Origin of the sequence: Hyphomonas sp. UBA3195, assembly GCF_002366485.1 — a bacterium.
GTDB lineage: Bacteria > Pseudomonadota > Alphaproteobacteria > Caulobacterales > Hyphomonadaceae > Hyphomonas.
The window spans coordinates 13,666-38,911 of sequence record NZ_DEXB01000037.1 but is presented as its reverse complement, the minus strand read 5'-3'; the positions used below and the strand labels follow the sequence as shown (position 1 = coordinate 38,911).

Genomic DNA, 25,246 nt, shown 5'->3' with positions numbered 1-25,246 from the left:
GTTACATCAAGGCATTAACGTCCGGAAACACATGATGAATATAGGGGCGCAATGGGTGTCGTTTCGGCAGGCCCAGTGCGTAGTCAACTGATCGGAACACTCCTGACCATTCGAGCGATGAGTTCGGTCCATTCATGTCTTCGTCATTGATAAAGCTGACGAAGAGAAGATGAGCATCAACGTTGTGAGCCCTCAAAAAGTCCAAATGCGCTATACGATTTGTATACTGAAAGAAAACTTTCGTCCAATCGGATCCCTCACGCGCCCCAAGTCTGGCGGAAACGCTGTCGAGAGCGGCACGAATCTTCGTCAACGAACGCTCTGAAGCTTGCGACGCGGGCGAGAAAAATTCGTCAATATGTGCCTTGGCTTCCACCAAGATTGGCTTGTCACCCATGAGTCCTAGTGCGTCCCATTGAGGACCGCCTCTTGGCCAGAAATCCGCCAACGCCGTCTTGAGATGCCCCTGCCCTATGACATCCAGAAAAGCAGCATCTCTGTACTCAGCGAAATCATCTACACGTAGTGGCGATACCCAACGAATGTCCCCTGAAAGTGAAACAGGACGAAGCATCGCTCCGTCCTGTTCAATTGCTCTTTGCAGCCACTTCAGGCTTCCGCGAGTTCCCTCTGGTTGGGCCACTCGCACGGGAGGCTAGGTATCCAGGAAGCTGCGCAGTTTGCGGCTGCGGCTTGGATGCTTCAGTTTGCGGAGCGCCTTGGCTTCGATCTGGCGGATGCGTTCACGGGTCACCGAGAATTGCTGGCCGACTTCTTCCAGTGTGTGATCCGTGTTCATACCGATGCCGAAGCGCATGCGCAGCACGCGTTCCTCACGCGGCGTGAGCGAGGCGAGCACGCGCGTCGTCGTTTCGCGCAGATTCGACTGGATCGCGGCGTCGACGGGCAGAAGCGCCATCTTGTCCTCGATGAAGTCGCCGAGGTTTGAATCCTCGTCGTCGCCAATCGGCGTTTCCAGCGAGATAGGCTCTTTCGCGATCTTCAGAACCTTGCGGATTTTCTCCAGCGGCAAGCCCAGCTTCTCAGCCAGCTCTTCCGGGGTCGGCTCGCGGCCAATCTCGTGCAACATCTGGCGCTGTGTACGGATGATCTTGTTGATCGTCTCGATCATGTGCACCGGAATACGGATCGTGCGGGCCTGGTCCGCGATGGACCGGGTAATCGCCTGACGGATCCACCAGGTTGCATAGGTCGAGAATTTGTAACCGCGACGGTATTCGAATTTATCGACCGCCTTCATCAGGCCGATATTGCCTTCCTGGATCAGATCCAGGAATTGCAGGCCACGGTTGGTGTATTTCTTCGCGATGGAGATCACGAGGCGCAGGTTGGCCTCGACCATTTCCTTCTTGGCGATGCGCGCTTCGCGTTCGCCCTTCTGCACCGTCTGCACGATGCGGCGGAAATCATCGATCGGAATACCGATTTCCTGCGCGATTTCAGAAATGTTGTCGCGGGACTCGGTGATCTCGGCTTCCTTGCCTTCGGCAAAGCGCTTCCACTTGGCCGACTGGCCTTTAACAGCCTCGATCCAGTCCGGCTCCAGCTCGCGGCCGAAATAGTTCTCGAGGAATTCCTTGCGCGGCACGCCATAGGCATCGCCCATGCGCATCAGCTTGCCTTCCATGCCCATCAGCTTCTTGTTGATGGCATAGAGCTGTTCGACCAGCGCTTCGATCCGGGCATTGTTGATGTGGATCGTCTTCAGGTTTTCGACGATCGAGTTTGACAGCGAGTCATACTCTTCCTGAGCCTTCGGCGTCAGGTCCTTGCCTTCGAGGCGGCGGTTGACGAGCTTGTCCTGCAGCTTGCGGTATTTCGCAAAATCGTCGGCGATCTCGTCCAGTTTGGCCAGAACGCCATCGCGCAGTTCGGCTTCCATGGCGGACATGGACATTGCCGCAGCATCATCCTCGTCCTCGTCGTCATCATCGTCTGAGGATTCTTCGCCTTCGGCTTTCGCCTCGTCCGCTTCGTCTTCTTCTTCCTTGGGCTTTGGCTCAGGCGGCGGGTTTTCCGCGCCATAGGTGGCCTCAAGGTCGATCAGGTCACGCAGCAGGATGCGCTCGTTCACAAGCTCGTCGCGCCAGACCATCATGGCTTCGAAGGTCAGCGGGCTTTCGCACAGGCCGCGGATCATCGCATCACGTCCAGCCTCGATGCGCTTGGCAATCGCGATCTCACCTTCACGCGACAGCAGCTCAACAGCGCCCATTTCGCGCAGGTACATGCGGACCGGATCATCGGTGCGGTCAGAACCGCGCGCATTGCCCTTCTTGGCAACGACTTTCTTGTCTTCAATCTTGGTGAGCGCCTTGCCTTCGGCTTCGGCTTCTTCTTCGCTCTCGACCACTGCAATGCCCTGCTCGGAGATCTGGGACATCACGTCCTCGATCTGGTCGGAGGTCATTTCGTCATTGGGAAGCAGAGCGTTGATTTCGTCATGCGTGATGAAGCCGCGCTTCTGAGCGCGCTTCAGGACTTTCTTGACGTCGGTCGCATTGAAATCGACCAGGCCGTTTTCATTGTCCTTGTCGTCATCACGGTCGCCATCGCCGGAGACGTTCTTTTTCTTGGTGGCTGTTGCCATTCAAATCTCTCCTGTGAGGACCCCGACTGCGCTTGCCGAGAACTCTCCCAAAATAATACCTGCCTGTTAGCTTTCGCTGACTGTTCCTGCTGCCTCGTACATGCGGTCCCGCAGGACCGTTCGGTTCTCAACGAGCTGAAGACGCCTGTGCCATATACATGACGGCAGGGTCGATCCCTTGCACGCAGCATCCATGCCACGGTCAAGAGCAGGCTCGTGTGAACGTCCGTCTTCCAGAAATTGCTCGATGGCCGTTGGCCAGTCCTTTGCCTCGGGTTCAAAAACCGCGTTCAGAGGCAGATGAGGATAGTGTTTGAGCAGTTTGTCAGCGCGCATGTTCCCTGCTTACAGTAAATGGGCATGGATTGCGTTGCGGTCAATAGGTTTTCCTGCGTTTGAAGCCGCGATGCCTAATTGCTGGAGCCATCTGGCTTGAACCAGGGGTTCTTCTCTTCGAACTGTTTCCAGAAATCGCCGATATTCGCCTTGCCCATCGCCTTTTCCTGCTGATCGACCAGAACACGCTCCTCATAGGCCTTGCGCTTCTCGGCCACCAGTCGACGTTTCAATTTGAGACGCCTCACTTCGTCATCCGCAGATGGGGCGGTATCGACCGGGATGAACACCTCGATCGCAGCTTTCCAGGACCGGTAGGCCGGATCGTCAACATTGATCCGCGACACCTGCGTCATGTCGATCTGGGAGACTTCCCGCTCATGCCCCTCCCGCGCCAGCAATTCCAATACGGCGTCGAAAGTCAGCTCCCTGTTTTCGATCAGGAAATCAACGAGCAGGTCGCGCAACCGGTTGGACATTACATTGCGGAAATCCGCCGCGATCAGCGTCTCTTCCATCCCGGACAAGATTGCAGGACTGGCAATGGCCTGCATCAGCAACAGCACACCGGGGCTCTGTTTGCCGCCGGTTTGCGGACCTGTTGATGGGCTTCCTCCATAGGGGGACGCGCCGCCCTGCCCCCGTCCTCCGGGCTTGCCCTTGGTAAAGGAACTCTGCCGTTTGGCCTGACGGATCTGCCAGAAATGATCCTTCATGCGCGCGCGCAAGTCACGCTCATAGGCCGCCTTGACGCCGGGATGCTTGATCTGGGCTGCAGCCTGCATCAGCCGCGCCTCCAATCCGGCCTGACGTTCCGGCGTATCCAGCGGTTCGGCATCGCGCTCGCGCAGCCAGAGCAGTTCCGACAGGGCGATTCGCCCGTCCAGTGCTTCGCCCATCGCCATCGGTCCACGCTCGCGGATCAGGTCATCCGGATCCATACCGTCTGGCAACAGCACGAAGAACAAGGACCGGCCTGGCTCGACATGCGGCAGCGCGCGGTCAACGGCGCGATAGGCGGCGCCAAGACCAGCCCGGTCACCATCGAAACACAATACCGGCTCCGGGCCAGCGCGCCAGAGCAGGCTGATCTGCTCCTCGGTCAGCGCCGTGCCAAGAGGGGCAACCGCCTGTCCGAAACCGGCTTCGGTCAGTGCGATGGCGTCCATATAGCCTTCGCAGACAATCAGGCCGCCGCCTTCGCCATGCCCCAGTGCTTCACGGGCCGCCTTGTAGCGGTAGAGCACGCGAGATTTGTGAAATAGCGGCGTGTCGCCGGAATTGAGGTATTTCGGCTTCGCGTCCGGCGTCAGCCCGCGACCGCCAAAGGCGATGATTCCGCCCCGGCTGTCAGGAATCGGAAACATGAGTCGGCCCCGGAACGCATCATAGGGCTCTCCCCCCTTGTCGCTTTCCTTGGTCAGGCCTGCTTCCAGAATCTCGGCGGCGGTGAACCCTTCGGCCTTCAGGTGCGCGCTCGTCTTGCGCCAATCATCCGGCGCATAGCCCAGCCTGTGGCGCTTCCAGGCCGCGGGCTTCAATCCCCTGCCCTCAAGGTATTCGCGCGCCGCGGCGCCTTCGGACGATTGCAGTCGTTCTTCGAAATACGACGCGGCTGCTTCACAGACTTCCTGCAACCGTTTGCGATGGTCATAGGCTTCGGCGGCACGCGGATCGGACTTCGGCAATTCCATGCCGGCCTCTTCGGCCAGCTTCTCAACCGCTTCCATGAAGGAGAGCCGCTCGGTCTCCATTACGAAACTGATGACATCACCACCCATGCCGGACGAAAAGCATTTGAAGATGCGCTTCTGGTCGTTGACGTAGAAGCTCGGTGTCTTCTCGGCCGTGAACGGCGACAGCCCGACCCATTCCTTGCCCTTCTTGGTCAGCTTCACCTTGCGGCCGATCACATCCGAAGGCCGGATACGGGCCTTCAGTTCATCGACGAAGCCATCAGGAATGCGGACAGGGGAACTCATAGCGGCGCAGTGTAGCCTCAATGGGGAATTGGGGGAACGCTCCCCTGCCTGCTGAGGAACCGGAATTGCACAAAAAAGGCCCCGCGCGAGCGGGGCCTGATCTTGATGCCAAAGGAAATGGCTTAGTCGATGTCAGCCGTGAAACCCAAAGCACTGTTGAATTCCTGTTCGCTCAGGTCGATGACGATCTCGCCATCGCTGTCGCCTTGGGCAACCATGATTTTCGATGGATCGATCAGGAAGCGTTTGTCCGTCACAGCTTCGACGATGCCATCAGACACAACAGCATACTTGGCCTGGCCGTCTGTCTTCATGATCAGGTCTGTGACGCGCACATCCTTGTCATTGAAAGCCAGATTGATGTTCGTGCCAGTCAGCTCTGACGCAAGACGATAGTCGTTCATGCCATTCTGCTCGAACTCCTGGAGGTCATCCAGCATTTCCTCGGTCAGATCCATACGCGCAGCAGGTTCACCTTCCTCGTCGAACCAGATTGAGGCTTGCTCGAATGACACGGCGTGCAGATCACCGGCAAAACCATCACGAATGATCAGCATTGGTTCCATCGTACCCGACGCCAGCATGACATCTTCAACTTCGCCAACTTCCTCGCCATTGGAGTCCATGACTTCTTCGCCGATCAGCTCAGATGTGAGGAATTCGCCAGATGTCAGTACATAGTCGTCGCGGTCAGCCTCGGCCATATTGGTCTCGGTCGTCGCATCGCCGTAAACATCATTTTCGGTGTCGAACTCGCCATCATAGGTCGCGGTCTCGGTCATCGCCGTTGTATCGGTCTCAGCGGTCTGTGTGTGGGTATCAGCGCCCGAACAGGCCACAACACCCATCATCAGGGCAGCCGCACTCGTAGTCAGAAAAAGCCGTTTCATTTCAAAGTCCTTTCGTTGTGATCAATGCACAACCAACGGACCTCTAGCGGCCTTTGTTCCAACCTTTCGCAGAATTAACCAGCTGGGCCATCGGCTATTTTGCCGACGCCTTGTTCGATGTCAGCGCCTTGCGCATGACCTTGCCGGCGGTGCCGGATTCGATCTTTCCGGGATAGCGCTGTTTCAGGGCCGACATGCATCGACCGATATCCTTCAGTTTGCTGGCGCCGAGGTCTTCAACCACTTCTTCAACAGCCTCTTCAAGCGCCTTCGTACAGAGCGGCTCAGGCAGGAATTTGCGGATAATCTCGATTTCTTCGCGCTCACGAATGGCATCTTCGATACGGCCGGCATCATCATGCTCGTCGGCTGCTGTTTCGCGCTGGGCGATCATGATTTCGAGCACGTTACGCACGTCGGCATCCGGACAGCCTTCGCTGTCGCCACGCCCACGGGCGCACACATCACGGTCACGAATGGCCGCATCAATCAGGCGCAGCGTCGACAGGCGGGTGGTACAGCCACCGTCCTTTTCGCGCTCGGCATGCAATGCCTGCGCAACGCGCGCTTTAAGCGTCATCATGTCAGATTTATCTTCGTGGCCCATTCAAAATACGCCTTTCACACCAGCAACGTTCGTCTATGCTTGACGTTGCAGGGACTCAGTCCCATTACCCGGAAAAATGTCGGCGGAGAGAGTTAACCGTCTGACAACGATCCCGGAAGGCCAGCCAAATATGTCCGAACAAAGCAAAAAGCAAGCCAGCTCAACCGCCACGGGAGCTATCGCCTTGTCTGACGGCACTATTTTCTTGGGAAAAGGTGCAGGTGCCGAGGGCGTACACGTCGGTGAGCTCTGTTTCAACACAGCCATCACAGGCTATCAGGAGATCCTGACAGACCCCTCCTACTCATCGCAGATCGTGCTCTTCACCTTCCCGCATGTGGGCAATGTCGGCGCAAATGCTGATGATCACGAGGAATCCTCGCTTCCCGGCGCGAATGGGGCCTGCGGCACGATTTTCCGCGAGCCGATCACAGCGGCGTCCAACTGGCGGTCTGGCGAGGAATTCGGCGACTGGCTGACCCGCCGCAATATTGTTGCCCTGTCAGGCGTCGACACCCGCGCCATCACGCGCATCGTGCGCGAGCAAGGCATGCAGAAAGCTGCAATTTGCCACAAGCAGGACGGTAATATCGACCTTGATGCGCTCATTGAGGCTGCCCGCGCCTGGAACGGCCTGGAAACTGCTGACCTTGCCGCAGATGTAGATACAGATGCGCCTTTCGAGAATGCTCAGCGCCTGTGGCAGGTTTCCGGCGGCTATAGCGACATGGCCGACGCCAAACACCATGTCGTCGTTGTTGATTTCGGCGTAAAGAAGAACATCCTGCGCAATCTGGCCCAGACTGGCATCCGCACCAGTGTCGTGAATGGCGATGCCACCGCGGACGAGATTTTCGCCCTTAATCCCGATGGTGTGGTCTTTTCCAACGGTCCCGGCGACCCCGCCGCGACGATTGCCCGTTCCGGCGACATGATCCGCGCAGTCATCAACAAGGGCCTGCCAATTCTCGGCATTTGCCTTGGCCATCAACTGCTCGCCCTCGCACTTGGCGCCAAGACCATGAAGATGGCTCAGGGTCACCATGGCGCAAACCACCCGGTAAAAGACCTGGTCACCGGCAAGGTCGAGATTGTGTCGATGAATCATGGCTTCACAGTAGACCCGTCCACGCTGCCTGAGGGGGTCGAGGAGAGCCATCGCTCACTCTTTGATGGCACCAATTCTGGCCTCGCCGTGAAAAACCGCCCGATCATTTCCGTACAGCATCATCCGGAAGCCAGTCCCGGCCCCCAGGACAGCTTCTACCTGTTCCAGCGCTTTGCGGACCTGATGGCCGCGCACAAGTCCTGATACCGGCCACCGCGACCGACATTCCGGCCCAGCATGGACGCTCCCCTTCCCCTACCGGGTGACAACCGTCTCGGCTGCGTCGCCGCAGACCTCGCAAGCCAGGGCTGGTCATGGCAGCCGGGCTTGCTGCCAGATACCTTGCTGGCCGCCATGCGCGCAGAGATTCAGAGACTGGACGCAGACGCCACACTGGCCCCGGCCGGAATCGGGCGCGATGATGACTTTCAGGTCGACCGCTCCATCCGCAAGACACGCATCACATGGCTTGATGGCTCCAGCGCCGCCCAATTGACCTTTGCCGAATGGGCTGAACACTGGCGGGAGTTTCTCAACCGCACCCTTCTGCTTGGCCTGTTCGAGTTCGAAGCCTGCTACGCCGTCTATCCGGAAGGGGGCTTCTATGATCGCCATCTCGATAGTTTCGAAGGCGCGAAAAATCGGATCGTGTCGATTGTGGTCTACCTGAACGAGGCTTGGAGCGTAGACGATGGTGGCGCGCTGCTGGTCTGGCCTGAAGGGGCGAGAGATGAAGCCTCTCCCGTTGCCTGCATTGTCCCAGAAGGCGGCGGGGTGGTGTTCATGCTGTCGGAGACAATCCCGCATGCCGTCGAGCCAACAGCGCGTCTGCGCTATGGCATTGCAGGGTGGTGGCGCGTAAATCCCACGATAAATGGGCTCGCGATCCCGCTGGACTGAGCGACGGCCAACTGAATCAGGACAATTTCCGCAATAGGTGTTCAATCGTGTTGTAGATCGACTCGACTGTTACACCCGGCACTTGCCGGCTGAGCGCGACGCCCGCCCCATTCAACGCCCCCTGCAGGATGATTGCAGAAGATGCCGCATTTTCGGTCGCTATAGCCCCCTGTTGGACAAGGTATTGGACGCCAACCCGCACACTTTTCTGGCTGAGGTCAAAGTCAGCCTCATACCAGTCCCGTCCCAGTGCCGCACGACCATCGATCAGCACAATCCTCTGATAGTCGGGCCGCGCGGCCCACTCCAGATACCGGCGCGCGCCAGCGAGCATTGCCGAATATGGATCGCCCGGAGACCGGCCCTCCGCGGCGGCCGCCTGCGTGTCCTGGTTCATTTCCTGTTGCAAGGTTCGCCAGACCTCATAATAGAGCGCCTGCTTGTTCTCGAAATGATGGAACAGGGCACCCTTGGTGATCCCCGCATCTTCCACAATACTTGAGAGACTCGCTTCAAATCCTTCATCGGTAAAACGTTGCCGCGCCGCGCTCAGAATGGCTGAGCGTGTCTCACTGGCCTTTTTGGATCGACGGTTGGACATGTTTAGCTTTTCGGTTGTCGATCTAACATACCAGTGGTATGTAAAATTACCAATGTGGAGGCTCGAGAACGGTTCGTTCCCGATAAGGTACCACCAACTAGACACCAGGCTGGGTGGCATTCCGATACTGCATTGCCAAAGTGGGACGCGGGACGGTTACGGAAACGGGCAGACTGCCTGACGCCGTAACCGTCTTTCCACTTGTCGGCACAGGTCGTCACTTCCGGCAATCATCCCCCCGCACAATCTGTAATAAACACTACAGGATCGAAAGGGTTTTGCAAGTCGTTTGCAAGGACTGGCGTCCACCTGTCATGTAAAAGGCGACGGGCCTGCTTGGAGGCAGGCCCGTCTCAACTATCCATCAACTTGTGAGGTAGAACTACTCGTTCCGCTCAAAGCGAACAGAACTGGTTTCGATGGCACTATCCTTAACAAAGCCGGGCTGACCACTGCCCAAACTGAGGATGGCTTCGGTGCCCTGCGGTGTGACGAACTTCCCATCGATCGCGTAGTAGCCAATGCGCTCTGCCGATAGCGTAAGGCTGACAGTTTGGCTTTCTCCAGGGGCAAGTTCCACGACCTCGAACGCCACCAGCTCGACCTGGGGAATGGCGGCGTGCGCCCGGTCTTGATGCTGGATATAGGCCTGCACCACTTCCCGGCCGGGCATGTCGCCCGTATTTGTCACAGTCACGCTGACCGGCAGAGGCTCTGAAGCGTCATGCGTCTCCGGCACCGACAGGCCGCTATAGTCGAAGCTGGTATAAGAGAGGCCGTGGCCGAATGGATAGAGCGGCTCGCCCTCGTAATATTTATACGTCCGGTTCGCCATCGAATAGTCGCCAAAGTCCGGCAGATCATCGACTGACTTGTAGAAGGTCACCGGCAGCCGGCCCGACGGGCTGAATTCGCCCCAGAGCAGGTCTGCAATGGCCTTGCCCGCCTGCTCCCCCGGATAGAAGGCCTGCACGATGGCCGGCAAATTCTCGTTCTCCCAATTCAGCCCCATCGCCGAGCCGGAGAAGTTCACCATCACGACAGGCTTGCCCGTGGCGTGCAGCGCTTTCAGCAAAGTCTCCTGGCTTTCCGGCAGCTTGATATGCGTGCGGTCACCGCCGAGGAAGCCATCGAGCTCGACGCCCATTTCCTCGCCTTCGAGATTGGCATCAATGCCGCCGAAGAACAGGATCACGTCTGCATCTTCTGCCGCCGCCATGGCTTCGGCTTTCAGGTCACGGGAAACATCTGTCCAGTTGAGATAGGCGTATTTGTCCAGCTGGTCGCGCGGCCAGCCACTGTCGAATTTCAGCACCATACGGACCGAATAGGCTTCACCTGCCTGCATTTCGACGCCGTCCATCTCACCGACTGCTTCCCCATTGATCTCGACCTCACTCCAGCGCGAAGGCTGGAAACGATAGACGCCATCAGCTTCGGGTACGATCACGCCGTCCCACGTCGCGCTGAATTCGTCATTCAAACCGCCTGTGCTGGGGGTGCGGTCCCAGTAGAAGTCGATCTTCTCTTCGACCTGTTCCAGCGTCGGCTCGCCTTCGAGCGTCTTGTTGGGATAGTAGGCAGCCTTCACGCCCGGCACGAGATTGCCGTCGGCATCCTCATGGAACAGAGCGGAAGCAGGCACAGGCTTGTAGTTGGAGTAATTGTCGCCCGCGATGGTCGAGCCGACTGCATAGGTGACGTTCTCGGCACCGATCTTTTCCTTCACGCCTTCCAGCGCCGTAACGGGCTGGGTTGGGCGGCCATAATAGTTTGCCACCAGCGTCCACCAATTGTCGGCATTCGGACCGATCACGGCAACCTTGGTCTCGGGCGCCAGCGGCAAGATGCCGTCATTCTTCAACAGGACAAGGGACTGGCGCGCTGCCTGCTCAGACAGGGCAATGTGTTCGTCACTCGCCACGATATCGAGCGGCGTATCGGCCCACGGCACCAATGCCGGATCATCGTACATGCCAAGACGGAACAGTGCAGTGTAGAGCCGCTCAACCGACTGGTCGATGGTGGCCTCATCGATCAGGCCCTGTGCCACGGCGTCTGGCAAGGCATCCATCTTGTTGCCTTCGCCATCCCCGCAATTGAGGTCGGTTCCCATCTTCACCGACAGGGCTGCTGCTTCGGCGCGCGTATCAACATAGTCATGCGCCGCATAGGGCGCTTCGCCTGCCTCATGTTTCGCTTCGTCATAATAGAAGTCGCCAATCGCGCCGCAGTCGGAAACCACATAGCCGTCGAACTTCAATTCATCGCGTAGCAAATCCACCATCAGCCGTTCGCTGCCACAGGCTGGCGCACCCCAGACGGCGTTATAGGCGCACATGACCGAGCCGACATCTGTCTCGTCGAACGCCATCTTGAAGGCCGGCAGATAGGTTTCCCAGAGGTCGGCATCGGAGGCATGATAGTCATCGCGGTGGCGCGACGGCTCAGGGCCGGAATGGACGGCGTAATGTTTCACTGTCGCAATGGCTTTCAGGTATTTATCGTCATCGCCCTGGATGCCGTTGACGAAATTCACAGCCATGCGGCCCGTCAGGAACGGGTCTTCGCCATAGGTTTCCTGACCCCTGCCCCAGCGCGGGTCGCGGAAGATGTTGATGTTCGGCGACCAGAAGGTCAGCCCGCCATACATGGCGTAGACATCTTCAGAGGCATAATAGTGATGCTTGGCGCGGCCCTCGTCGGAAATCGTCGTGGCGATCTCAAGCATCAGGTCTTCGTCCCAGGTCGAGGCCAGGCCAATTGCCTGCGGGAAGACGGTTGCGTGCCCTGCGCGCGCGACCCCGTGCAGGGCCTCGTTCCACCAATTGTATTCGTGCAGACCAAGGCGCGGAATGCCGGCAGCCTTGTCATACATTTGGGCGGCTTTCTCTTCCAGCGTCATGCGGCTGACGAGATCCCTGGCGCGGGCTTCCGGGCTCAGGGACGCGTCCATATAGGGCAAGATTACCGGCGCCGTCTCGGCCGTGGTCTCCACCAGCTCAGCAGGCGTTTCCCGTGCGTCCAGACTCGCGCACCCGGTCAACAGTGCGATGGATGCCGTAGCCCCCAGAAGATTGAATTTATTCAGAATTTTATGCCGCTGCATAGCCATGCCGGTCTCCCTGTGACGTTTCTCAGGGGCGGCGACCATGCGCATACACCCCCTTATTGGGGCGTATTGTTGCACGCTAACATTTTTTACGCCAGACGCTTTTTTTGGCTTTTTTACCTGTGGTCAGACCGGCTTCAAAGTCTTCGGATCGAGCCCGCCCATCCGGCAGACTTCCTTCCATTCATTCGGTTTCACAGGCTGAACCGACAGGCGAAATGACGTGACCAGACTCATGTCTTCCAGCTTCGGATTGGCCTTCACGTCTTTCAGCTTCACGGGCTTGGGCATGTCGGCCAGCGCGCGCAGATACACACAGTCCCAACGCTCATCATCTGTCGTGGAATCGGGTGCACTCTCGGCAGAAACTTCCACCACGCCCACGACTTCCAGTCCCTTGTTGGAGTGATAGAAGAAGGCCCGGTCGCCAATCTTCATGTCGCGCATGAAATTGCGGGCCTGATAATTGCGGATGCCGGACCATTCCTCGCCCTCATCGCCCTTGGCCTTTTGCTCGTCCCAGCTCCACGCGTCGGGTTCGGATTTGAACAGCCAGTATTTCATTTATCCTGCCTCGTCTTTTCTGCTGCGTTTGGAAGTAACCGGATTCAGGCTGGCGTCCAGTGCAGCCCGAACCAGACGATCATAGATTGCCCAGCCTTTATAGTGTGCCATGGCCGGATCAACACTCTGCCAGGCCGATGCAAAAGCCTCTGCATGGTGCGACATCGAGATCGCTGCGCGCAGCGGATCAATCACGATACGGATGGTAAAAAGCAACGCGCCCGTCTCGGGCAATTTCCGGATCGTCTGGCGTTCCACGCGCAGGTGCAGCTGGTCCAGCGCGTCTGCCTCTTGCATTGCCTGCGCGCGTGCTTTCAGGGGCGCAGAGCTGGGCGTGAACCGCTCATCCCCTGGCTGGACCGACCAATTGCACCGTTCCAGCACGAGGCCCGGCCTGAGCCCATCAAAGATGCGAGAGATACGCGCCGCAAGGCCTGGGTCACCACCCGGCACCGGCGCGTGAAGTCCGCTAAGCGGCTTGCCAAACTTCTCGGCGAGGCTCCAATAGGTTGGCGTGCAGAGGCTCGCGGCCTTCAGTCTCCATAGCCCCTCAGCGTCACGCACCATGATGCAGAGATCATCCGAAACCATTGCGGAAGCCGCTTCCAGCGGAGTGGACCAGTCGCCAACTGCCGGACCGGTTGCTGCCAGTACAGTCGTCGCAGCCTCTGTCATTTCGGCGTCTGCGTTATGGGCTGCAAAGACGTCTGATCGGCGCGTTCGCATCAATTCACGTTTGGGGGCAAGCCACACCGCGGCCTCGGTGTCCGGCCACAACCAGGCTTCGGGGGCAATCGGCTTCAGTCCCGGCGCAATGCTGGGTGGCCCGTCCAGAAAAGGCAGATAGGGTGGTGCACGCATGCCTTGGTGTCAGACCGGAACCGCTGTGCCCCAGCTGACGAAGCCAGCCACTTTGGGCGTTGATGGCAGATACATCGTCTCAGCGCCTTCCAGCCGGAACCCGGCCGAGGCAAACATGGCCTCGGTATCGCGCGTCAGGTGGCAACCGCCCGCAAGCGGCTTCCACACAGGTTCGATCCGTCGCTGCCACTTCGACACGCCTTCATCGGGCGCAAGGCCATGTTCGGAGAACAGGATCTTGCCGCCGGGTTTCAGAACACGTCGCACTTCCTTCAGCGACGCCTCCCAGTCCGGAATTGTGCACAGGACGAAGGTTATGACGACCGTGTCGATGGAATCATCTTCCAGCGGAATGGATTCTGCTCCGGTCTGAAGAAAATCGATATGGTGGCCAATGCCGAGGCGTCCCGCTTCGCGGCGAGCCTTGTTGACCATCAATTCGGAAGGCTCCAGCGCATAGAGATGGTCGACCTTGTTGCCATCATAGAGCGCGAAATTCGTACCGGATCCTGCACCGATTTCCAGCACCTGGCCGGTGGCCTTCGGCACGACTTTCTCGCGCTGTTTCATGATCGGCTTGGTGCTGCAGGCACACGCTACAATGTGCGGGACAACGTAGCGATCCCACGGGTTCACTGACCCGGCTCCTCAGTGGAGGAATAGCCCGGGAAGCGCTGTTTCTGGATCAGCGTCTTGGTCGCCTCGGATGGGCGCGCAATGAGCGCGTCCTGAGAGATGTTCACAACATACTCAAACCGGTCGCCCATGGGCTGGTAAGTGGCCGAGCCGTACTGCGCGTCAATGCCGAACCGCCCGCCCTGCTCCTCGGCCAGGCGATGCACATCCAGCCCCGGATTGGTTGCCAGGGCGATCCCATTGGTTGTCGCCTCGGTCACTGAATCCGGTGTGAAGCGGCGCGACATGCGGCCTTCGATGAAGTCGAGCCGGTATATCGAGTCATATCCCAGCATATTGGCCATCGGCTTGAACTTGATGACCTGCGCACCGATCTCGAATTCGTTGCCGCGCAGCACTGGCTGGGCCCCATTGGCCTCAACCAGTTTGCGACCATCGGAAAATGTCAGATCCAGTGTGTAGGCATTAGCTTCGCCTTCGACCGCTTCAAACTTGATATTGGCGGCGTAGCGTTCCTTTGTCAGGCGCTTGTAGGTCTGCAGGTTGAGCCCGGCAAAGGCCACGACCCCCGCCAAAGCAAGCATTCCGGCGCCAAAGGTCAGGCGAACGGCACCAGAACCTGCTTTCAGGCGTGCCAGTTTTCCAAAACCTGCAAACAGCAACATCAGACCGATCACGGCCGCAATTGCTGGCAAAATCCACCAGATCAGTCCCATACACCACACCTCCTGATAACAGGTCCGGATTGGCCCCGCCTTCCACCTGCCAATGACTATAACATCTTCTTAACGATTGTTTAGCGCATCCCGCAGCCGTCAGTTCCCTCGCAAGCCTCACCTGACTGCAAGCTGAATATACCAATCTGCTCTACAGCTGCCCGGCCAGCAAGAGAAAGTCCAAAGCCCCCTGCCCAGCCCGGATAAATCCTGCTAACCGCCAAAGCATGTCCTTTCGCGATTTCATTCTCCTGTTCGCCGTGTGCCTTGTCTGGGGCCTCAACATCGTCGTCACGCGATGGGTTGTGGCCGATATCGGTGTGCCGCCGATTTTCTTCGCGGGCATCCGCTTTGCCGGAGTCGCCCTGCTGCTGCTCGCATTCCTGCGGCCAAAGCCCGAAGACCTGAAAATGCTGTTCCTGATCGCCATGTTCATTGGCGCGGTACACTTCTCTCTCCTCTTCATGGGATTGCAGAATGCCGAAGCGTCCGCGGCCTCGATCACCGGCCAATTGGGCGCGCCCTTCTCGACATTGATGAGCATGGCATTTCTCGGCGAAACCATCGGCTGGCGGCGCGGCCTCGGCATCATGCTGTCCTTTGCCGGCGTTGTGCTGATCGCATTCGACCCGGCCAGTTTCACCATCTCCATCGGACTGGTCTACATCACCATCGCTGCCTTTGTCGGCTCGGTGGGCGGCATCCTGATGAAGCGTATGGCCCCGATCAAGGCATTGCGCCTGCAGGCTTGGGTCGGCCTGTTCAGCTTCGCCCCGCTCCTGATCACGTCCAGCATGATCGAGACAGGCCAGTTGGAGGCCTTGTCACGCGGCGGATGGCAGCTGGCCGTGGCCTGGCTGTTCGCCGTGGTCGGCGTGTCCATTTTTGGCCATGGCGGTTTTTATACGCTGATCAAGAAATATGACATCTCGCTGCTCTCGCCGCTCACCCTGATGACGCCCGTCTGGGGCGTCGTGTTCGGCATCGTCCTGCTGAACGAACCCATCACGGCACGCCTGATACTCGGTTCCGTCATCTCGCTGTCTGGCGTGTTTGTCATCGCCGTGCGCCAGAACAAGACCCTGCCGGATGCGGCCATCGTCAAGAAAATGGGATCCGGAGGCAGCTGATGGACATCACGCAAACGCCGAGTCCGAACTTCAACATGCGCAAGCACAAGCTCGACATGCTGGTCCTGCACTATACCGGAATGGCGACCGGCGAAGAGGCCCTGGAGCGCATGTGCGACCCGGCCGCCGAAGTCTCTGCCCATTACATGGTCTGGGAGGATGGCCGCATCACCCAGCTGGTCGATGAGGACAAGCGCGCCTGGCATGCAGGCGTCGCCAGCTGGCAGGGGCAGCAGGATCTCAACTCCCGTTCCATCGGCATCGAGATCGTCAATGGCGGGCATGACTTCCCCTTGCCCGATGGCGGCCTGCCACCCTATCCGCGCCCGCAAATCCATGCCCTGCTGGATCTCGTCCACGACATTCTCGGTCGCCACGATATTCCAGCCACGCGCATCCTCGGTCATTCCGACATCGCGCCCCTGCGCAAGCAGGACCCCGGAGAGCATTTCCCGTGGGAACGGCTCGCCCGCGCCGGCATCAGCCTGTGGCCGGAATTCGACGGCACGACGAAAGAGACCATCGGCAAAGGGCTCGAACGCGGCACCTCCGGCTCCAGCGTCTGGCGTCTCCAGACCATGCTGTCAGAAATCGGCTATGGCTTCGACGTGACCGACATCTATGGCGAGACCTGCGAGAAGGTGATCACCGCCTTCCAGCGCCGCTGGCTGCCAGAGCATGTCACCGGGCAAGCCGACCTCAATACGCTGCGCCGCATTGGCGTCATTCACGCGCTGTTTACGGCCTGAGACTCAACCGCTTCGATCTCTTCATCCTCATCTTCCGCAATCACCTCTTCCCGCTGCATACGTGCGGCCCATTCGACCGCCAGCGCTGCGCCAAACAGAAGCGCCGAAACCGACACTGACAACCAGATGAAGCCAAGGATCACCGAAGCCAGCGCACCATAGAATGTGTCGAGCGCACTGAATTTGAGGTAGAGGTGATAGCCCCAGGTCGCGACCAGCCAGGCCAGTGCGCCAGCCGCAGCCCCCATTGCCTTGGCCCGGTGCCCCTTCACCCGCCCGTGCAGGGACAGGGCAATAATCAGATAGAACACCGCAAAACAGGCGATCCCCTTCCCCAGCCACAGGGTGGAGGCAATGTCCGATACGGTCTGCGCCAGTTCGAACGCAATATAGCCTTCCCGCTCGGTGATCAGCGACAGGATCAGTTGCAGCGCGCCCAGGATCCAGACCGACAGGATAAGCAGCGCCGTCATCAGGATCGATACGCCCTGGAAGCGGATAATCCGTGTGCGCCGTTCACTGCCTGCCACCATGCGGATGCCGGTAATCGCAGCCTTCGCGCCTGAGCTTGCGGTGTAAAACACCACAATCACCGCCAATAGCGCGCGAAAGGTTACGCCCTGCGGCGTGGACTCATGGATCACATCAAGGTCGGCCTTGCTGAGCGGGGCCACGGCTGAGACCAACACCTGATCGACCGTATCGCCCAGTTGGCGGCTGAGATCTGCCGGTAGCAGCGCAAACAGCAAGGTCAGGGTCAGATAGACAATCGGAAAGATGGAGAACAAGGCATAGAAGCTGATCCCACCGGTCACGATCCGCACTTCCGGCTTCGACAGGCGGACAATGGCGCACCAGAGCGGCGAGATCACCCAGTGGCGGACCGGCTGGGGCACAGGCAGCTTCTTGATCCACTTCAGCATACAGCCTCCATTGGTGAGACCTTCCATATGGAGCAATTCGCGTCCCCGTCCCACCTTTTCCCTATCTGGTCCTTTCCGGCCCCTTGCCGGACAGGGACACATTACGCTATGACCCCCGCATTCCTCGTATTGCCGCGGCTGCTGACCCGCACAGTATGAGGATCACCACCATGACACACCCACAGGATCGTGGGGCGCGTCGGCGCATCAATCGCCACCGCCCGGACACATACCTTTCCCGCAGCCAGCGGATCGACCGCTATGGCGTTGAGAAGCAATGGAAACACCTTTATGGGCGAAGCGTGAAACTTCGCCGCGCGCAACAGCTCGGAAAGCTGTGGCCCCGCCGCGAATGGGAGAAACTGATGGCCGAGGCCGACCCCGTAAACGTGTTGTTCGTCTGCTCGAAAAACCAGTGGCGCAGCCCCACTGGCGAGGCGATCTTCGCCAAAGCCGACGGCATTGCGACACGCTCTGCCGGCACCGCCCGCAGCGCACGGCGGCAGGTCTCGCTGGAAGACATTCGTTGGGCTGACCTTATCCTCGTGATGGAGGAAAAGCATGCCGCACGCCTCAAGGCCGATTTCCGTCAGGATATCCGGTTCAAACGCCTGCACGTGCTCGACATTCCGGACGACTACAAATTCATGGACACCGATCTGGTCGCACTGATCCGCACAGCAGCAGAGCCGCTGATTTTTGGAAACAGTTGACCCGTCAGACCATGCCCCCATCCGTCGGCAGGTCCAGCAGCAATCGCCCGGTCAATTCCCATGTCGCGGGGGCGGTCACGATATGCTGCGTCATCGCGTGCGCGTCGCGAAAGCGGCGCTGCAGATCAGAGGATTCGAACAGGGACGCGCCGCCGCCAAGGTCATACAGGGTACGGCAGATGTCTGCGCCGGTCCGCGTCATGTGCGTACACGCCATGCGCAAGGCTGCGCGGCGCTCGACCGGAATGCCTTCACCCGGCTTCACGCCAAGCGCGACGGCCCAGGTCTCGTCCAACTCCGCCATCATATAGGCGCGGGCTGCGCGCCACTGGGCCTCGGCCTCGGCAAAGCTCGCCTGAATAGTCTGGCGCTCGGCCAGCGTTTTCTTGCTGCCCTGACTCTTCTTGGCGCTGGCGAGATCCTTGAAAGCATCGAGGCTCGCCCGCGCATTGCCCATCGCCACGGCCGATACGCCCAACGACAACAGGCCAAAGGCCGGGAACGTATAGAGCGGCCCCGTTTCGCGGGGAACATCCGTAATCAGAGAAACAGACCGCGCCGCCGGCACGAAGATATTATCCACCGACAGATCGCCGCTACCAGTCCCTTTCAGGCCCATCACATGCCATGTGTCGTGCAGGGTCGCCTCGCTGGCCGGGAACACCATCATGCGTTGATCTGGCGCGCCGGATGGCAGGCGTTTCAGCTCGCCATCCTCGAACACCATGCAGCCACCCGCCAGCCAGCTGCAATTGGCTGAGCCGGAACCCCATTGCCAGCGCCCGCTGACACGATAGCCATCGCCTTCCACGTCAGCCCGGCCCATCGGCGCAAACACGCCGCCTGTGATCGTCAACGGGTCAGCATAGATTTCCGTCGCCATGTCCGGCGCCATATAGGCGGCGTTCATGGAGGTCGTGCAGGCAATCATGGAGCACCACCCGGCGCTGGCATTGGCGCGCGCGATCTGTTCAACGCCCTCGATGAATTCTCGCGCCGTCAACTCCAGCCCGCCATAGGTCTTTGGCGTCATCATGCGGAACGCGCCCCCCGCCGCCATCTTCCCGGCAAGGTCGGCAGGCAGCCGCCGCGCGTCTTCCATCTCGGCCGCCCGGTCGGCCAACTCCGGCGTCAGCGCGTCCAGAGCCGCCTGCAAGGTCTCGTAAGTCGTGATCTCGGTCATGGCTCACGCTACCCCAGCCTGCCTTCCCTTGCCCAGTCCTGACGTGGCGCGATGGCGGGCAGACGGGCGATCACCCGCCTTCAGCGACCGGTATCGGCACGGTCCGGCTCGCATCATTTGCGGCCTTCACCGTATCCAGCATTTGATCCAGGTCTTTTCGGTTGAAAACACTGTCGCCAATAATGACCATTTCAATGGCGTCCGTCGCGCCAATATCCTCCAGCGGATTTTCCCGCAACAAGACGAGATTTGCCTTCTGGCCAGGACGGACCTGGCCCGTGGACGTACCCATGAAATCCCCGGGAACTGACGTGGCCGAGGCAAGGATCTGCGCCGGGCTCATGCCAGCCGCCTGCAAAGCTGCCATTTCTTCATGAAGGGAAAAGCCCGGCACCCGGACGGGCACGTTTGCGTCTGTCCCGGTCATGATCGCCACGCCGCGCGCCATGAACGCCTCGAACAGGATGTGCTGGGCTTCGGCATAGGTTTGCCAATAGAGGCGGCTGCGCGCCTTGCGATCATCATCCCACTGGTCTGGCCAGCGGTAAATGTTCACATCCGGCAGCCACCCCATACCGCGTGACGTGATCACGGTGCCTTCCGCGATGCCGGGATTTTCATAGACCAGCTTTGCGGCGCCCAATTCCGTTTGGAGGTCCGACTTCTGCCTCTGGAAACTGTCGATCAGTTCCAGCGTGGAGGTCACCGAAATGTCGTGCGCGATCATCTGATCCGCGACATCCTCGCTCCGTCCCCGGACAAAGGTCAGGAAGTCTTCCGCTGTGTCGGCGCTATAGCCGCCAAACTCGCGGTCCAGCGCTTTGACGAATTCTTCGACATGGGCGACTTCGCTCTGATGGGATGCCCACAAATCCTCCAGACCGGTCGCCACCGGCAAATGCCCGACCAGCGGAATATCATGCTTGGCCGCCGCTGCGCTGAGGGCGATGTAACCTTCGCGATCCAGATAGCTGCTGGCTTTCATCGCGTCATACCCTTTGGCGACATAGTCCTGGACCGCCTTGTCGACCTGCTCTGCTGTCCGCACGATGGTCTTGTGCTGCACCCAGCCGACAAATGCGCCCTCCATCGGTCCAAAGGTCGCAAATTGTGGCGCGACCGCAAAAATGTCCGGTCCGATCCTGCCGCTGTCGATCTCGTCCCTCCAGCGTAGATTGACCGGCAGGCTGTTCATGTCCCGCACCTGCGTCACACCATTGGCCACATAGAGCAGAAGATCATTCTCGCTTTCCCAGAGATGGACGTGCGAGTCTGTAAAACCCGGCACGAGATACATGTCGCGCCCGACAAGCGAGGGGATGCCTCTGGGAACTGTCGTCGAATTGCCGACGGATCGGATTTCCCCGTCCCTGATCGTCACGATCTGGTCCGGCAGAAAGCGATCTCCTTCCGGCGCAAGCACGTTCACATGGAAGATGGCATAACTGTCCATACCCTCTTTCGACAATGCAGGATCGGCCACTTCGGTCAGGCCGCCATACATTCTCGTCAGCTCACGATCGATGAACAGGTAGGAAGATACCGCGCCGACCATCATGACGGCCGCAACGCCCAACACGATCCTGACAATCCATTTTCTCATTTCGCCAGCCTTCATCTAGTCACTGTCTACATTGTCTCTGCCTGCGCATCTAGACAGTGTCAAGTGACGTGCTATCAAGACGGATGGCCTCAACTGAAAAGTCTTCCCGGAAAACTTACCATCATGGCGATCTCGCCAGTGAACTGTTGCGCGCGGCCGAGAGGGAACTTGCCGAAAACGGTATTGAATCCTTTTCCCTGCGCGCGGTCGCCAAGCGCGCGGGCGTCAGCCACGGGGCCCCTGCCCATCATTTCAGGGATGCCCGCGGCCTGCTCACCGCGCTGGCGGCGTCCGGCTTCCGGCGATTGGTCGCCACACAGGAAGCCCGTCAGGACGCGGCCGAGCGCGATGTGCGCTCACAACAGATTGCGGTGGGGCTTGGCTATATCGATTTCGCGCTGGAGAACCCGGCCCTGTTTCGCCTGATGTTCAGCTCGGAAAAGCCTGACCGAACCGTGGCAGATCTCGGAGCGGCCTCCATCGCTGCCTATGAGAAACTGATGTCGGGCGTGCGCAGCGTCGTCGGAAACAATCCCCCCGATGATCCCGGCGCGATGAAACACGTCATGGCCTCCTGGGCCATGGCGCACGGGCTGGCCGATCTCATCGTCTCGGGCCGGGCCGAACGTCCGTTGAACTTCAGTGCCTTGTCCCCCCAAAAGCGCGACGCTCTCCTCTCGGACCTGATGGCCAGCCAGCTTGACGTCCGGTTCGCAGTTGACTTCCCACCGCCTGCACCCTGATCGTGACGCTGACAGGGAGCACGCCGGAAAGGCGGCCAGCCGGACGGGAGGGTTTATGCCGGACACAACCACGACAGAGCGCTTTGGCGACTTCGTTTCGCTGGAACGCGCAGGCCGCCTCGTCACCGTTACCTATGATCGCGGCGACGGACTGAATGCGCTCTCCATCCAGGGCATGACCGAACTGCGGGATGTGGCGCGGGCACTGGCAGACGATGATTCCAGTTCCGTTATTGTCCTGACCGGCACATCCGTCTTCTCTGCAGGGGCAGACCTGAAGGATCCCGACCGCAAGGGCCGTGACGAGATGACCCTGCTGCAGCAACGCAGCGCCGTCCGGCTCGGCCCGGACATGTGCCAGGCCTGGGCCGATCTTGAACAGGTCACCATCGCCGCCATTGAAGGCTTCTGCATAGGCGGCGGTCTGGCGCTCGTCGCATCCTGTGACCACCGGGTCTGTTCGGACACGGCGGAATATCGCCTGCCGGAAGTCCCGCTCGGCATGAATATGAGCTGGCGCTCGGTCCCCCGGCTCGTCGCCCTGATGGGGCCATCGCGCGCCAAGCAACTCATCATGCTGGGCCGGAAACTGAACGCCCAGACGGCGCTGGACTGGGGCCTCGTCGACGAGATTGCCGCGTCCGGCAAGTCGCTCACAGCTGCCACCCGTCTCGCCCGCGACTATGCGGCCCTGCCCCCGATCGCGCTGCGCATGACCAAACAGGCCATCGACACCACCGCCCAGCCCCTTGCCTTTGCCACCAGTTTCATGGACCGCGATCAATTCCTGCTCGCCAGCCAGTCGAATGACCAGGCCGAAGCAATCCGCGCCTTCCTCGAAAAGCGCACCCCCGACTTCTCGGGCGACTGAAGCATGACTGGCGCCGAGCAGGTTTTCCGCCTATATCCCCCTCTAGACCAGACGGCCGGGCAGCCGCTGGTGCGCGGGTAACTGCGTACTGGAGGAAAGTCCGGGCTCCAGGGAAACAGGGCGACGGCTAACGGCCGCCCGGCGTGAGCCGAGGGAAAGTGCCACAGAAAGCAAACCGCCTCCCCTTCGGGAGAGGTAAGGGTGAAAGGGTGGGGTAAGAGCCCACCGCAGGCCTGGCGACAGGACTGGCACGGTAAACCCCGCCCGGAGCAAGACCGAATAGGGGGCACATATGGGCTGTTTCACGCCCGTGCCCCGGGTGTGTCGCGTGAGGTGCCTGGCAACAGGCATCCCAGAGGAATGGCTGCCAGACCGTGGCAACACGGCGAACAGAACCCGGCTTACAGGCCGTCTGGTCTTACTTCCCGGTGCCGCCATACGGCAGCATTTGATCGAAGATCGAATGAAGGAAGAAGAGGCCCGCAGCGCAAGCAAGGGCTGGTCTCCTGCCCGAGAATCAATGGTCGGGAAGCGAGACGCAATGTGCACGCACTGCCCCCCGCATATGAAACCCCATGAAAAGATATGAAATGCCCTTGAGACGCTGCCTAAGCCTCCAGCATCGTCTCGAACCCGCCAAAGATCAGGCGCGCACCATCGAACGGCATCTCCATGCCCTGCATCCGTTCATCACTCTCCAGCTTCGCCCAGGCCGCATCACGCACCGTCTTTGACGGCCAGGTCACCCAGGAAAACACGATCCCTTCGTCCGCTTCGCGCATGACCGCCAGATGCATGGATGTCTTCTTGCCCTCCGGCACATCCACGCCCCAGCATTCGGTGACGCTCAGCGCGCTGTATTCCTTCATCAGGCCGGCCATCATCTTCGCCTGCGCCAGATAGGCCGCCTTGTTCGCCTCCGGTACGGCCGCCATGAAACAATCGACATAAGTCATCAGCTATTTCTCCCTCTTGCCCGACAACCTGCCGGAGCCCGCCTTATCCTACCTTGCCGAAAGGAATTATCCCACACATGACGAGTCCGGCCCCTGTGTCGCCATTGATCTGACCAGAAACTTATCCGACGCACCCATGGCCGTGCCTACACTGCGCACATGACTGACGCCTTCACCACATTGCGAAATCTGCCGCCCCATCTCCAGACCCATCGGTTCTGGATATGGGTGCAGATTGTGGTGCTGACTTTCTTTGTGCGCCATGTTCGCAGGGATGCGCGGCAGATGCTGGTGCAAATCACGTCGTCCGGCGCGGTCCATATCGCGGTCATTGGTGATATGCCGGGCACAGCCAAAGCTGACCCGCTCAGCTTTGCGCCTTCGCGGGCATTTCTTGCAGCCATGTCAGGATTTGAACCCGAGCGGGGCGGTATCTGCTCACCCCGAACGCATTCGAGGCCTGGAATTGAAATATGTGTCCCCTCAATTCCAGATTCCGGCCGAGACCGGAATGAGCAGACTTCGGTGAGCTTGCCCCTGCCAGAGACCTGAACAGAACTCGCGCCCCACAATTAGGTTCCCAAAAAAGCGCCTTTTCCGGCGTCATTTGTGCAGCATCCAAAGCACGATACAACAATGGGGCCATCTGGCCCCATTGTCTGAACAAGTTTCCCGTTGAAAATGCGCTAGACCGAACCGGCCTGCATTTCCTGGATGAAGGCATCCGCATCGGCGATGGAACGCTCCATCTCGGCAATCAGGGCCGCGACATCGGTCTCGATATTACGTGTCTCATCGCCCAGCGCCGCGATCGCGCGCGCATTCAGATTGTGTTTGAGAAACAGGACCCGGTCCTTGAACACGGCCAGCACCGGATCCATCGACGCGGCAGCCCGGTCCATCTTTTCGACCAGCACGGCATAGCGGTCGCGTGTCGCCTCCAATTGCTCGGCCGAGGCACGGCGCAGGCCCGGATCGGAATATTCTTCCAGTTCCTTGCGCCATTCCACAAACAGGTCGCGGGAGACTTGTTTCATGTCCTTGATGCGTTCGCGCACGCGATCCGCCTTCTCCTCGGACCGTTCATAGGCGCGATTCAGGGAGTCGTAAGACGCTTCCAGTTCGCCAGCATCAAACGCCACAACCGACCGGAAGGCTTCCAGCGCATTGGAAAACTCCGTCTTTGCATCCGCCTGGGCATCCGCTGCATCATTGACCCTGGATACGAGCAAATCGCGCTTCTGGTATCCGAACTGCTCCATCGCGCCGTAATAGGCGGTCGAGCAAGCAGATAGTGTGGACGTGGCGAGAGCTGCTGCGAGCATTGCAGCGTGTAGACGACTGGACATGATGGACACGAAACCCCTTCCCCGTGAATTCAATCGCCCCTGTTTGCCGTGCGTCGCCCGATCCGTCCAGTTGCGCGGGCAAAAAGGTTTCATGACCCTGCC

The 25,246-nt window shown here is 59.5% G+C and carries 24 protein-coding genes and 1 other RNA gene; 9 read left to right on the top strand and 16 right to left on the bottom strand.

Annotated features, from left to right (window positions below; all coding sequences use genetic code 11):
• Nucleotide 1: 1 nt before the first annotated feature.
• The 5 genes from B2344_RS11460 to B2344_RS11440 form a co-directional block, all read right to left on the bottom strand.
• Nucleotides 2-643: a hypothetical protein gene (locus tag B2344_RS11460; RefSeq protein WP_290485254.1), complete on the bottom strand. Its 642-nt coding sequence runs from the start codon at nt 641-643 to the stop codon at nt 2-4.
• A 12-nt stretch (nt 644-655) separates the two neighbouring features.
• Nucleotides 656-2,611, bottom strand: coding sequence for an RNA polymerase sigma factor RpoD (rpoD, locus tag B2344_RS11455; protein ID WP_206991261.1), 1,956 nt, complete (start codon nt 2,609-2,611; stop codon nt 656-658).
• A gap of 410 nt (nt 2,612-3,021) precedes the next feature.
• Nucleotides 3,022-4,929: a DNA primase gene (gene dnaG, locus B2344_RS11450; RefSeq protein ID WP_084332938.1), complete on the bottom strand. Its 1,908-nt coding sequence runs from the start codon at nt 4,927-4,929 to the stop codon at nt 3,022-3,024.
• A gap of 122 nt (nt 4,930-5,051) precedes the next feature.
• Nucleotides 5,052-5,819: a PRC-barrel domain-containing protein gene (locus B2344_RS11445; protein WP_206991262.1), complete on the bottom strand. Its 768-nt coding sequence runs from the start codon at nt 5,817-5,819 to the stop codon at nt 5,052-5,054.
• Nucleotides 5,820-5,913: 94 nt separating this feature from the next.
• On the bottom strand, nt 5,914-6,426 hold the full coding sequence (locus tag B2344_RS11440; RefSeq protein ID WP_290483651.1) for a GatB/YqeY domain-containing protein: 513 nt from the start codon (nt 6,424-6,426) through the stop codon (nt 5,914-5,916).
• Nucleotides 6,427-6,556: 130 nt separating this feature from the next.
• Here B2344_RS11440 and carA point away from each other — a divergent pair, with 130 nt between their 5' ends.
• Together carA and B2344_RS11430 are read left to right on the top strand one after the other, a co-directional pair.
• Nucleotides 6,557-7,738: a glutamine-hydrolyzing carbamoyl-phosphate synthase small subunit gene (gene carA, locus B2344_RS11435; RefSeq protein ID WP_290485253.1), complete on the top strand. Its 1,182-nt coding sequence runs from the start codon at nt 6,557-6,559 to the stop codon at nt 7,736-7,738.
• A 33-nt stretch (nt 7,739-7,771) separates the two neighbouring features.
• On the top strand, nt 7,772-8,434 hold the full coding sequence (locus B2344_RS11430; protein ID WP_290485252.1) for a 2OG-Fe(II) oxygenase: 663 nt from the start codon (nt 7,772-7,774) through the stop codon (nt 8,432-8,434).
• 16 nt (nt 8,435-8,450) lie between these two features.
• Here the strand turns inward: B2344_RS11430 and B2344_RS11425 are convergent, their stop codons facing one another.
• The 6 genes from B2344_RS11425 to B2344_RS11400 all read right to left on the bottom strand — a co-directional run bounded on the left by B2344_RS11425 (nt 8,451) and on the right by B2344_RS11400 (nt 14,924).
• Nucleotides 8,451-9,035, bottom strand: coding sequence for a TetR/AcrR family transcriptional regulator (locus B2344_RS11425; RefSeq protein WP_290483655.1), 585 nt, complete (start codon nt 9,033-9,035; stop codon nt 8,451-8,453).
• A gap of 382 nt (nt 9,036-9,417) precedes the next feature.
• The gene (locus tag B2344_RS11420; RefSeq protein WP_290483656.1) at nt 9,418-12,150 is read right to left on the bottom strand and encodes a beta-glucosidase family protein; all 2,733 of its coding nucleotides are present in this window, start codon (nt 12,148-12,150) and stop codon (nt 9,418-9,420) included.
• Between the two features lie 123 nt (nt 12,151-12,273).
• On the bottom strand, nt 12,274-12,711 hold the full coding sequence (locus B2344_RS11415) for an EVE domain-containing protein (protein WP_206991266.1): 438 nt from the start codon (nt 12,709-12,711) through the stop codon (nt 12,274-12,276).
• Nucleotides 12,712-13,572, bottom strand: coding sequence for a heme-dependent oxidative N-demethylase family protein (locus tag B2344_RS11410; protein WP_290485251.1), 861 nt, complete (start codon nt 13,570-13,572; stop codon nt 12,712-12,714).
• A 9-nt stretch (nt 13,573-13,581) separates the two neighbouring features.
• Nucleotides 13,582-14,142, bottom strand: a complete 561-nt coding sequence (locus B2344_RS11405) for a class I SAM-dependent methyltransferase (RefSeq protein ID WP_290485250.1) — start codon at nt 14,140-14,142, stop codon at nt 13,582-13,584.
• Between the two features lie 62 nt (nt 14,143-14,204).
• A complete protein-coding gene (locus B2344_RS11400; RefSeq protein WP_206991269.1) occupies nt 14,205-14,924 on the bottom strand; it encodes a hypothetical protein in 720 nt (239 codons plus the stop codon).
• Nucleotides 14,925-15,151: 227 nt separating this feature from the next.
• Between B2344_RS11400 and B2344_RS11395 the strand changes: the two genes are divergently transcribed.
• Entirely contained in the window at nt 15,152-16,054 is a 903-nt protein-coding gene (locus tag B2344_RS11395; RefSeq protein ID WP_206991270.1) for a DMT family transporter, read from the top strand.
• Nucleotides 16,054-16,803 (top strand): peptidoglycan recognition protein family protein, encoded by a 750-nt coding sequence (locus tag B2344_RS11390; protein ID WP_290485249.1) that lies wholly within the window; start codon nt 16,054-16,056, stop codon nt 16,801-16,803. The genes B2344_RS11395 and B2344_RS11390 overlap by 1 nt, the downstream gene beginning before the upstream one ends.
• Here B2344_RS11390 and B2344_RS11385 read toward each other — a convergent pair.
• A complete protein-coding gene (locus tag B2344_RS11385) occupies nt 16,782-17,726 on the bottom strand; it encodes a YhjD/YihY/BrkB family envelope integrity protein (protein ID WP_290483659.1) in 945 nt (314 codons plus the stop codon). The genes B2344_RS11390 and B2344_RS11385 overlap by 22 nt on opposite strands.
• 170 nt (nt 17,727-17,896) lie before the next feature.
• On the opposite strand from B2344_RS11385, the gene B2344_RS11380 reads away from it, so the two are divergent.
• Nucleotides 17,897-18,439: a low molecular weight protein tyrosine phosphatase family protein gene (locus B2344_RS11380; RefSeq protein WP_290483660.1), complete on the top strand. Its 543-nt coding sequence runs from the start codon at nt 17,897-17,899 to the stop codon at nt 18,437-18,439.
• Nucleotides 18,440-18,443: 4 nt separating this feature from the next.
• Here the strand turns inward: B2344_RS11380 and B2344_RS11375 are convergent, their stop codons facing one another.
• Together B2344_RS11375 and B2344_RS11370 are read right to left on the bottom strand one after the other, a co-directional pair.
• On the bottom strand, nt 18,444-19,622 hold the full coding sequence (locus tag B2344_RS11375; protein WP_290485248.1) for an acyl-CoA dehydrogenase family protein: 1,179 nt from the start codon (nt 19,620-19,622) through the stop codon (nt 18,444-18,446).
• 70 nt (nt 19,623-19,692) lie between these two features.
• On the bottom strand, nt 19,693-21,225 hold the full coding sequence (locus tag B2344_RS11370) for an amidohydrolase family protein (RefSeq protein ID WP_290485247.1): 1,533 nt from the start codon (nt 21,223-21,225) through the stop codon (nt 19,693-19,695).
• An 83-nt stretch (nt 21,226-21,308) separates the two neighbouring features.
• Here B2344_RS11370 and B2344_RS11365 point away from each other — a divergent pair, with 83 nt between their 5' ends.
• From B2344_RS11365 to rnpB, 3 genes are all read left to right on the top strand, one after another.
• The gene (locus B2344_RS11365; RefSeq protein ID WP_290483663.1) at nt 21,309-21,968 is read left to right on the top strand and encodes a TetR/AcrR family transcriptional regulator; all 660 of its coding nucleotides are present in this window, start codon (nt 21,309-21,311) and stop codon (nt 21,966-21,968) included.
• 55 nt (nt 21,969-22,023) lie between these two features.
• The gene (locus tag B2344_RS11360) at nt 22,024-22,839 is read left to right on the top strand and encodes an enoyl-CoA hydratase/isomerase family protein (protein ID WP_290485246.1); all 816 of its coding nucleotides are present in this window, start codon (nt 22,024-22,026) and stop codon (nt 22,837-22,839) included.
• A 47-nt stretch (nt 22,840-22,886) separates the two neighbouring features.
• An RNA gene (gene rnpB / locus B2344_RS11355) (RNase P RNA component class A) lies at nt 22,887-23,259 on the top strand.
• A 188-nt stretch (nt 23,260-23,447) separates the two neighbouring features.
• Here rnpB and B2344_RS11350 read toward each other — a convergent pair.
• A complete protein-coding gene (locus tag B2344_RS11350; RefSeq protein ID WP_290483665.1) occupies nt 23,448-23,795 on the bottom strand; it encodes a DUF1428 domain-containing protein in 348 nt (115 codons plus the stop codon).
• 159 nt (nt 23,796-23,954) lie between these two features.
• Between B2344_RS11350 and B2344_RS11345 the strand changes: the two genes are divergently transcribed.
• A complete protein-coding gene (locus tag B2344_RS11345) occupies nt 23,955-24,347 on the top strand; it encodes a hypothetical protein (RefSeq protein WP_290483666.1) in 393 nt (130 codons plus the stop codon).
• Between the two features lie 134 nt (nt 24,348-24,481).
• Here the strand turns inward: B2344_RS11345 and B2344_RS11340 are convergent, their stop codons facing one another.
• Entirely contained in the window at nt 24,482-25,144 is a 663-nt protein-coding gene (locus B2344_RS11340) for a DUF2959 family protein (protein WP_206991279.1), read from the bottom strand.
• Between the last annotated feature and the right edge of the window lie 102 nt (nt 25,145-25,246).

Excerpts from the sequence above, each read along its gene's own strand:
- B2344_RS11420 (WP_290483656.1), bottom strand. The coding sequence starts at position 12,150 with ATGGCTATGCAGCGGCATAAAATTCTGAATAAATTCAATCTTCTGGGG.
- B2344_RS11350 (WP_290483665.1), bottom strand. The coding sequence starts at position 23,795 with ATGACTTATGTCGATTGTTTCATGGCGGCCGTACCGGAGGCGAACAAG.
- B2344_RS11430 (WP_290485252.1), top strand. The coding sequence starts at position 7,772 with ATGGACGCTCCCCTTCCCCTACCGGGTGACAACCGTCTCGGCTGCGTC.
- rpoD (WP_206991261.1), bottom strand. The coding sequence starts at position 2,611 with ATGGCAACAGCCACCAAGAAAAAGAACGTCTCCGGCGATGGCGACCGT.
- B2344_RS11345 (WP_290483666.1), top strand. The coding sequence starts at position 23,955 with ATGACTGACGCCTTCACCACATTGCGAAATCTGCCGCCCCATCTCCAG.
- B2344_RS11385 (WP_290483659.1), bottom strand. The coding sequence starts at position 17,726 with ATGCTGAAGTGGATCAAGAAGCTGCCTGTGCCCCAGCCGGTCCGCCAC.
- B2344_RS11390 (WP_290485249.1), top strand. The coding sequence starts at position 16,054 with ATGGACATCACGCAAACGCCGAGTCCGAACTTCAACATGCGCAAGCAC.
- B2344_RS11395 (WP_206991270.1), top strand. The coding sequence starts at position 15,152 with ATGTCCTTTCGCGATTTCATTCTCCTGTTCGCCGTGTGCCTTGTCTGG.
- B2344_RS11425 (WP_290483655.1), bottom strand. The coding sequence starts at position 9,035 with ATGTCCAACCGTCGATCCAAAAAGGCCAGTGAGACACGCTCAGCCATT.
- B2344_RS11365 (WP_290483663.1), top strand. The coding sequence starts at position 21,309 with ATGGCCTCAACTGAAAAGTCTTCCCGGAAAACTTACCATCATGGCGAT.
- B2344_RS11340 (WP_206991279.1), bottom strand. The coding sequence starts at position 25,144 with ATGTCCAGTCGTCTACACGCTGCAATGCTCGCAGCAGCTCTCGCCACG.
- B2344_RS11440 (WP_290483651.1), bottom strand. The coding sequence starts at position 6,426 with ATGGGCCACGAAGATAAATCTGACATGATGACGCTTAAAGCGCGCGTT.
- B2344_RS11410 (WP_290485251.1), bottom strand. The coding sequence starts at position 13,572 with ATGCGTGCACCACCCTATCTGCCTTTTCTGGACGGGCCACCCAGCATT.
- B2344_RS11370 (WP_290485247.1), bottom strand. The coding sequence starts at position 21,225 with ATGAGAAAATGGATTGTCAGGATCGTGTTGGGCGTTGCGGCCGTCATG.
- B2344_RS11415 (WP_206991266.1), bottom strand. The coding sequence starts at position 12,711 with ATGAAATACTGGCTGTTCAAATCCGAACCCGACGCGTGGAGCTGGGAC.
- B2344_RS11360 (WP_290485246.1), top strand. The coding sequence starts at position 22,024 with ATGCCGGACACAACCACGACAGAGCGCTTTGGCGACTTCGTTTCGCTG.
- B2344_RS11400 (WP_206991269.1), bottom strand. The coding sequence starts at position 14,924 with ATGGGACTGATCTGGTGGATTTTGCCAGCAATTGCGGCCGTGATCGGT.
- B2344_RS11405 (WP_290485250.1), bottom strand. The coding sequence starts at position 14,142 with ATGAAACAGCGCGAGAAAGTCGTGCCGAAGGCCACCGGCCAGGTGCTG.
- B2344_RS11445 (WP_206991262.1), bottom strand. The coding sequence starts at position 5,819 with ATGAAACGGCTTTTTCTGACTACGAGTGCGGCTGCCCTGATGATGGGT.
- carA (WP_290485253.1), top strand. The coding sequence starts at position 6,557 with ATGTCCGAACAAAGCAAAAAGCAAGCCAGCTCAACCGCCACGGGAGCT.
- dnaG (WP_084332938.1), bottom strand. The coding sequence starts at position 4,929 with ATGAGTTCCCCTGTCCGCATTCCTGATGGCTTCGTCGATGAACTGAAG.
- B2344_RS11380 (WP_290483660.1), top strand. The coding sequence starts at position 17,897 with ATGACACACCCACAGGATCGTGGGGCGCGTCGGCGCATCAATCGCCAC.
- B2344_RS11375 (WP_290485248.1), bottom strand. The coding sequence starts at position 19,622 with ATGACCGAGATCACGACTTACGAGACCTTGCAGGCGGCTCTGGACGCG.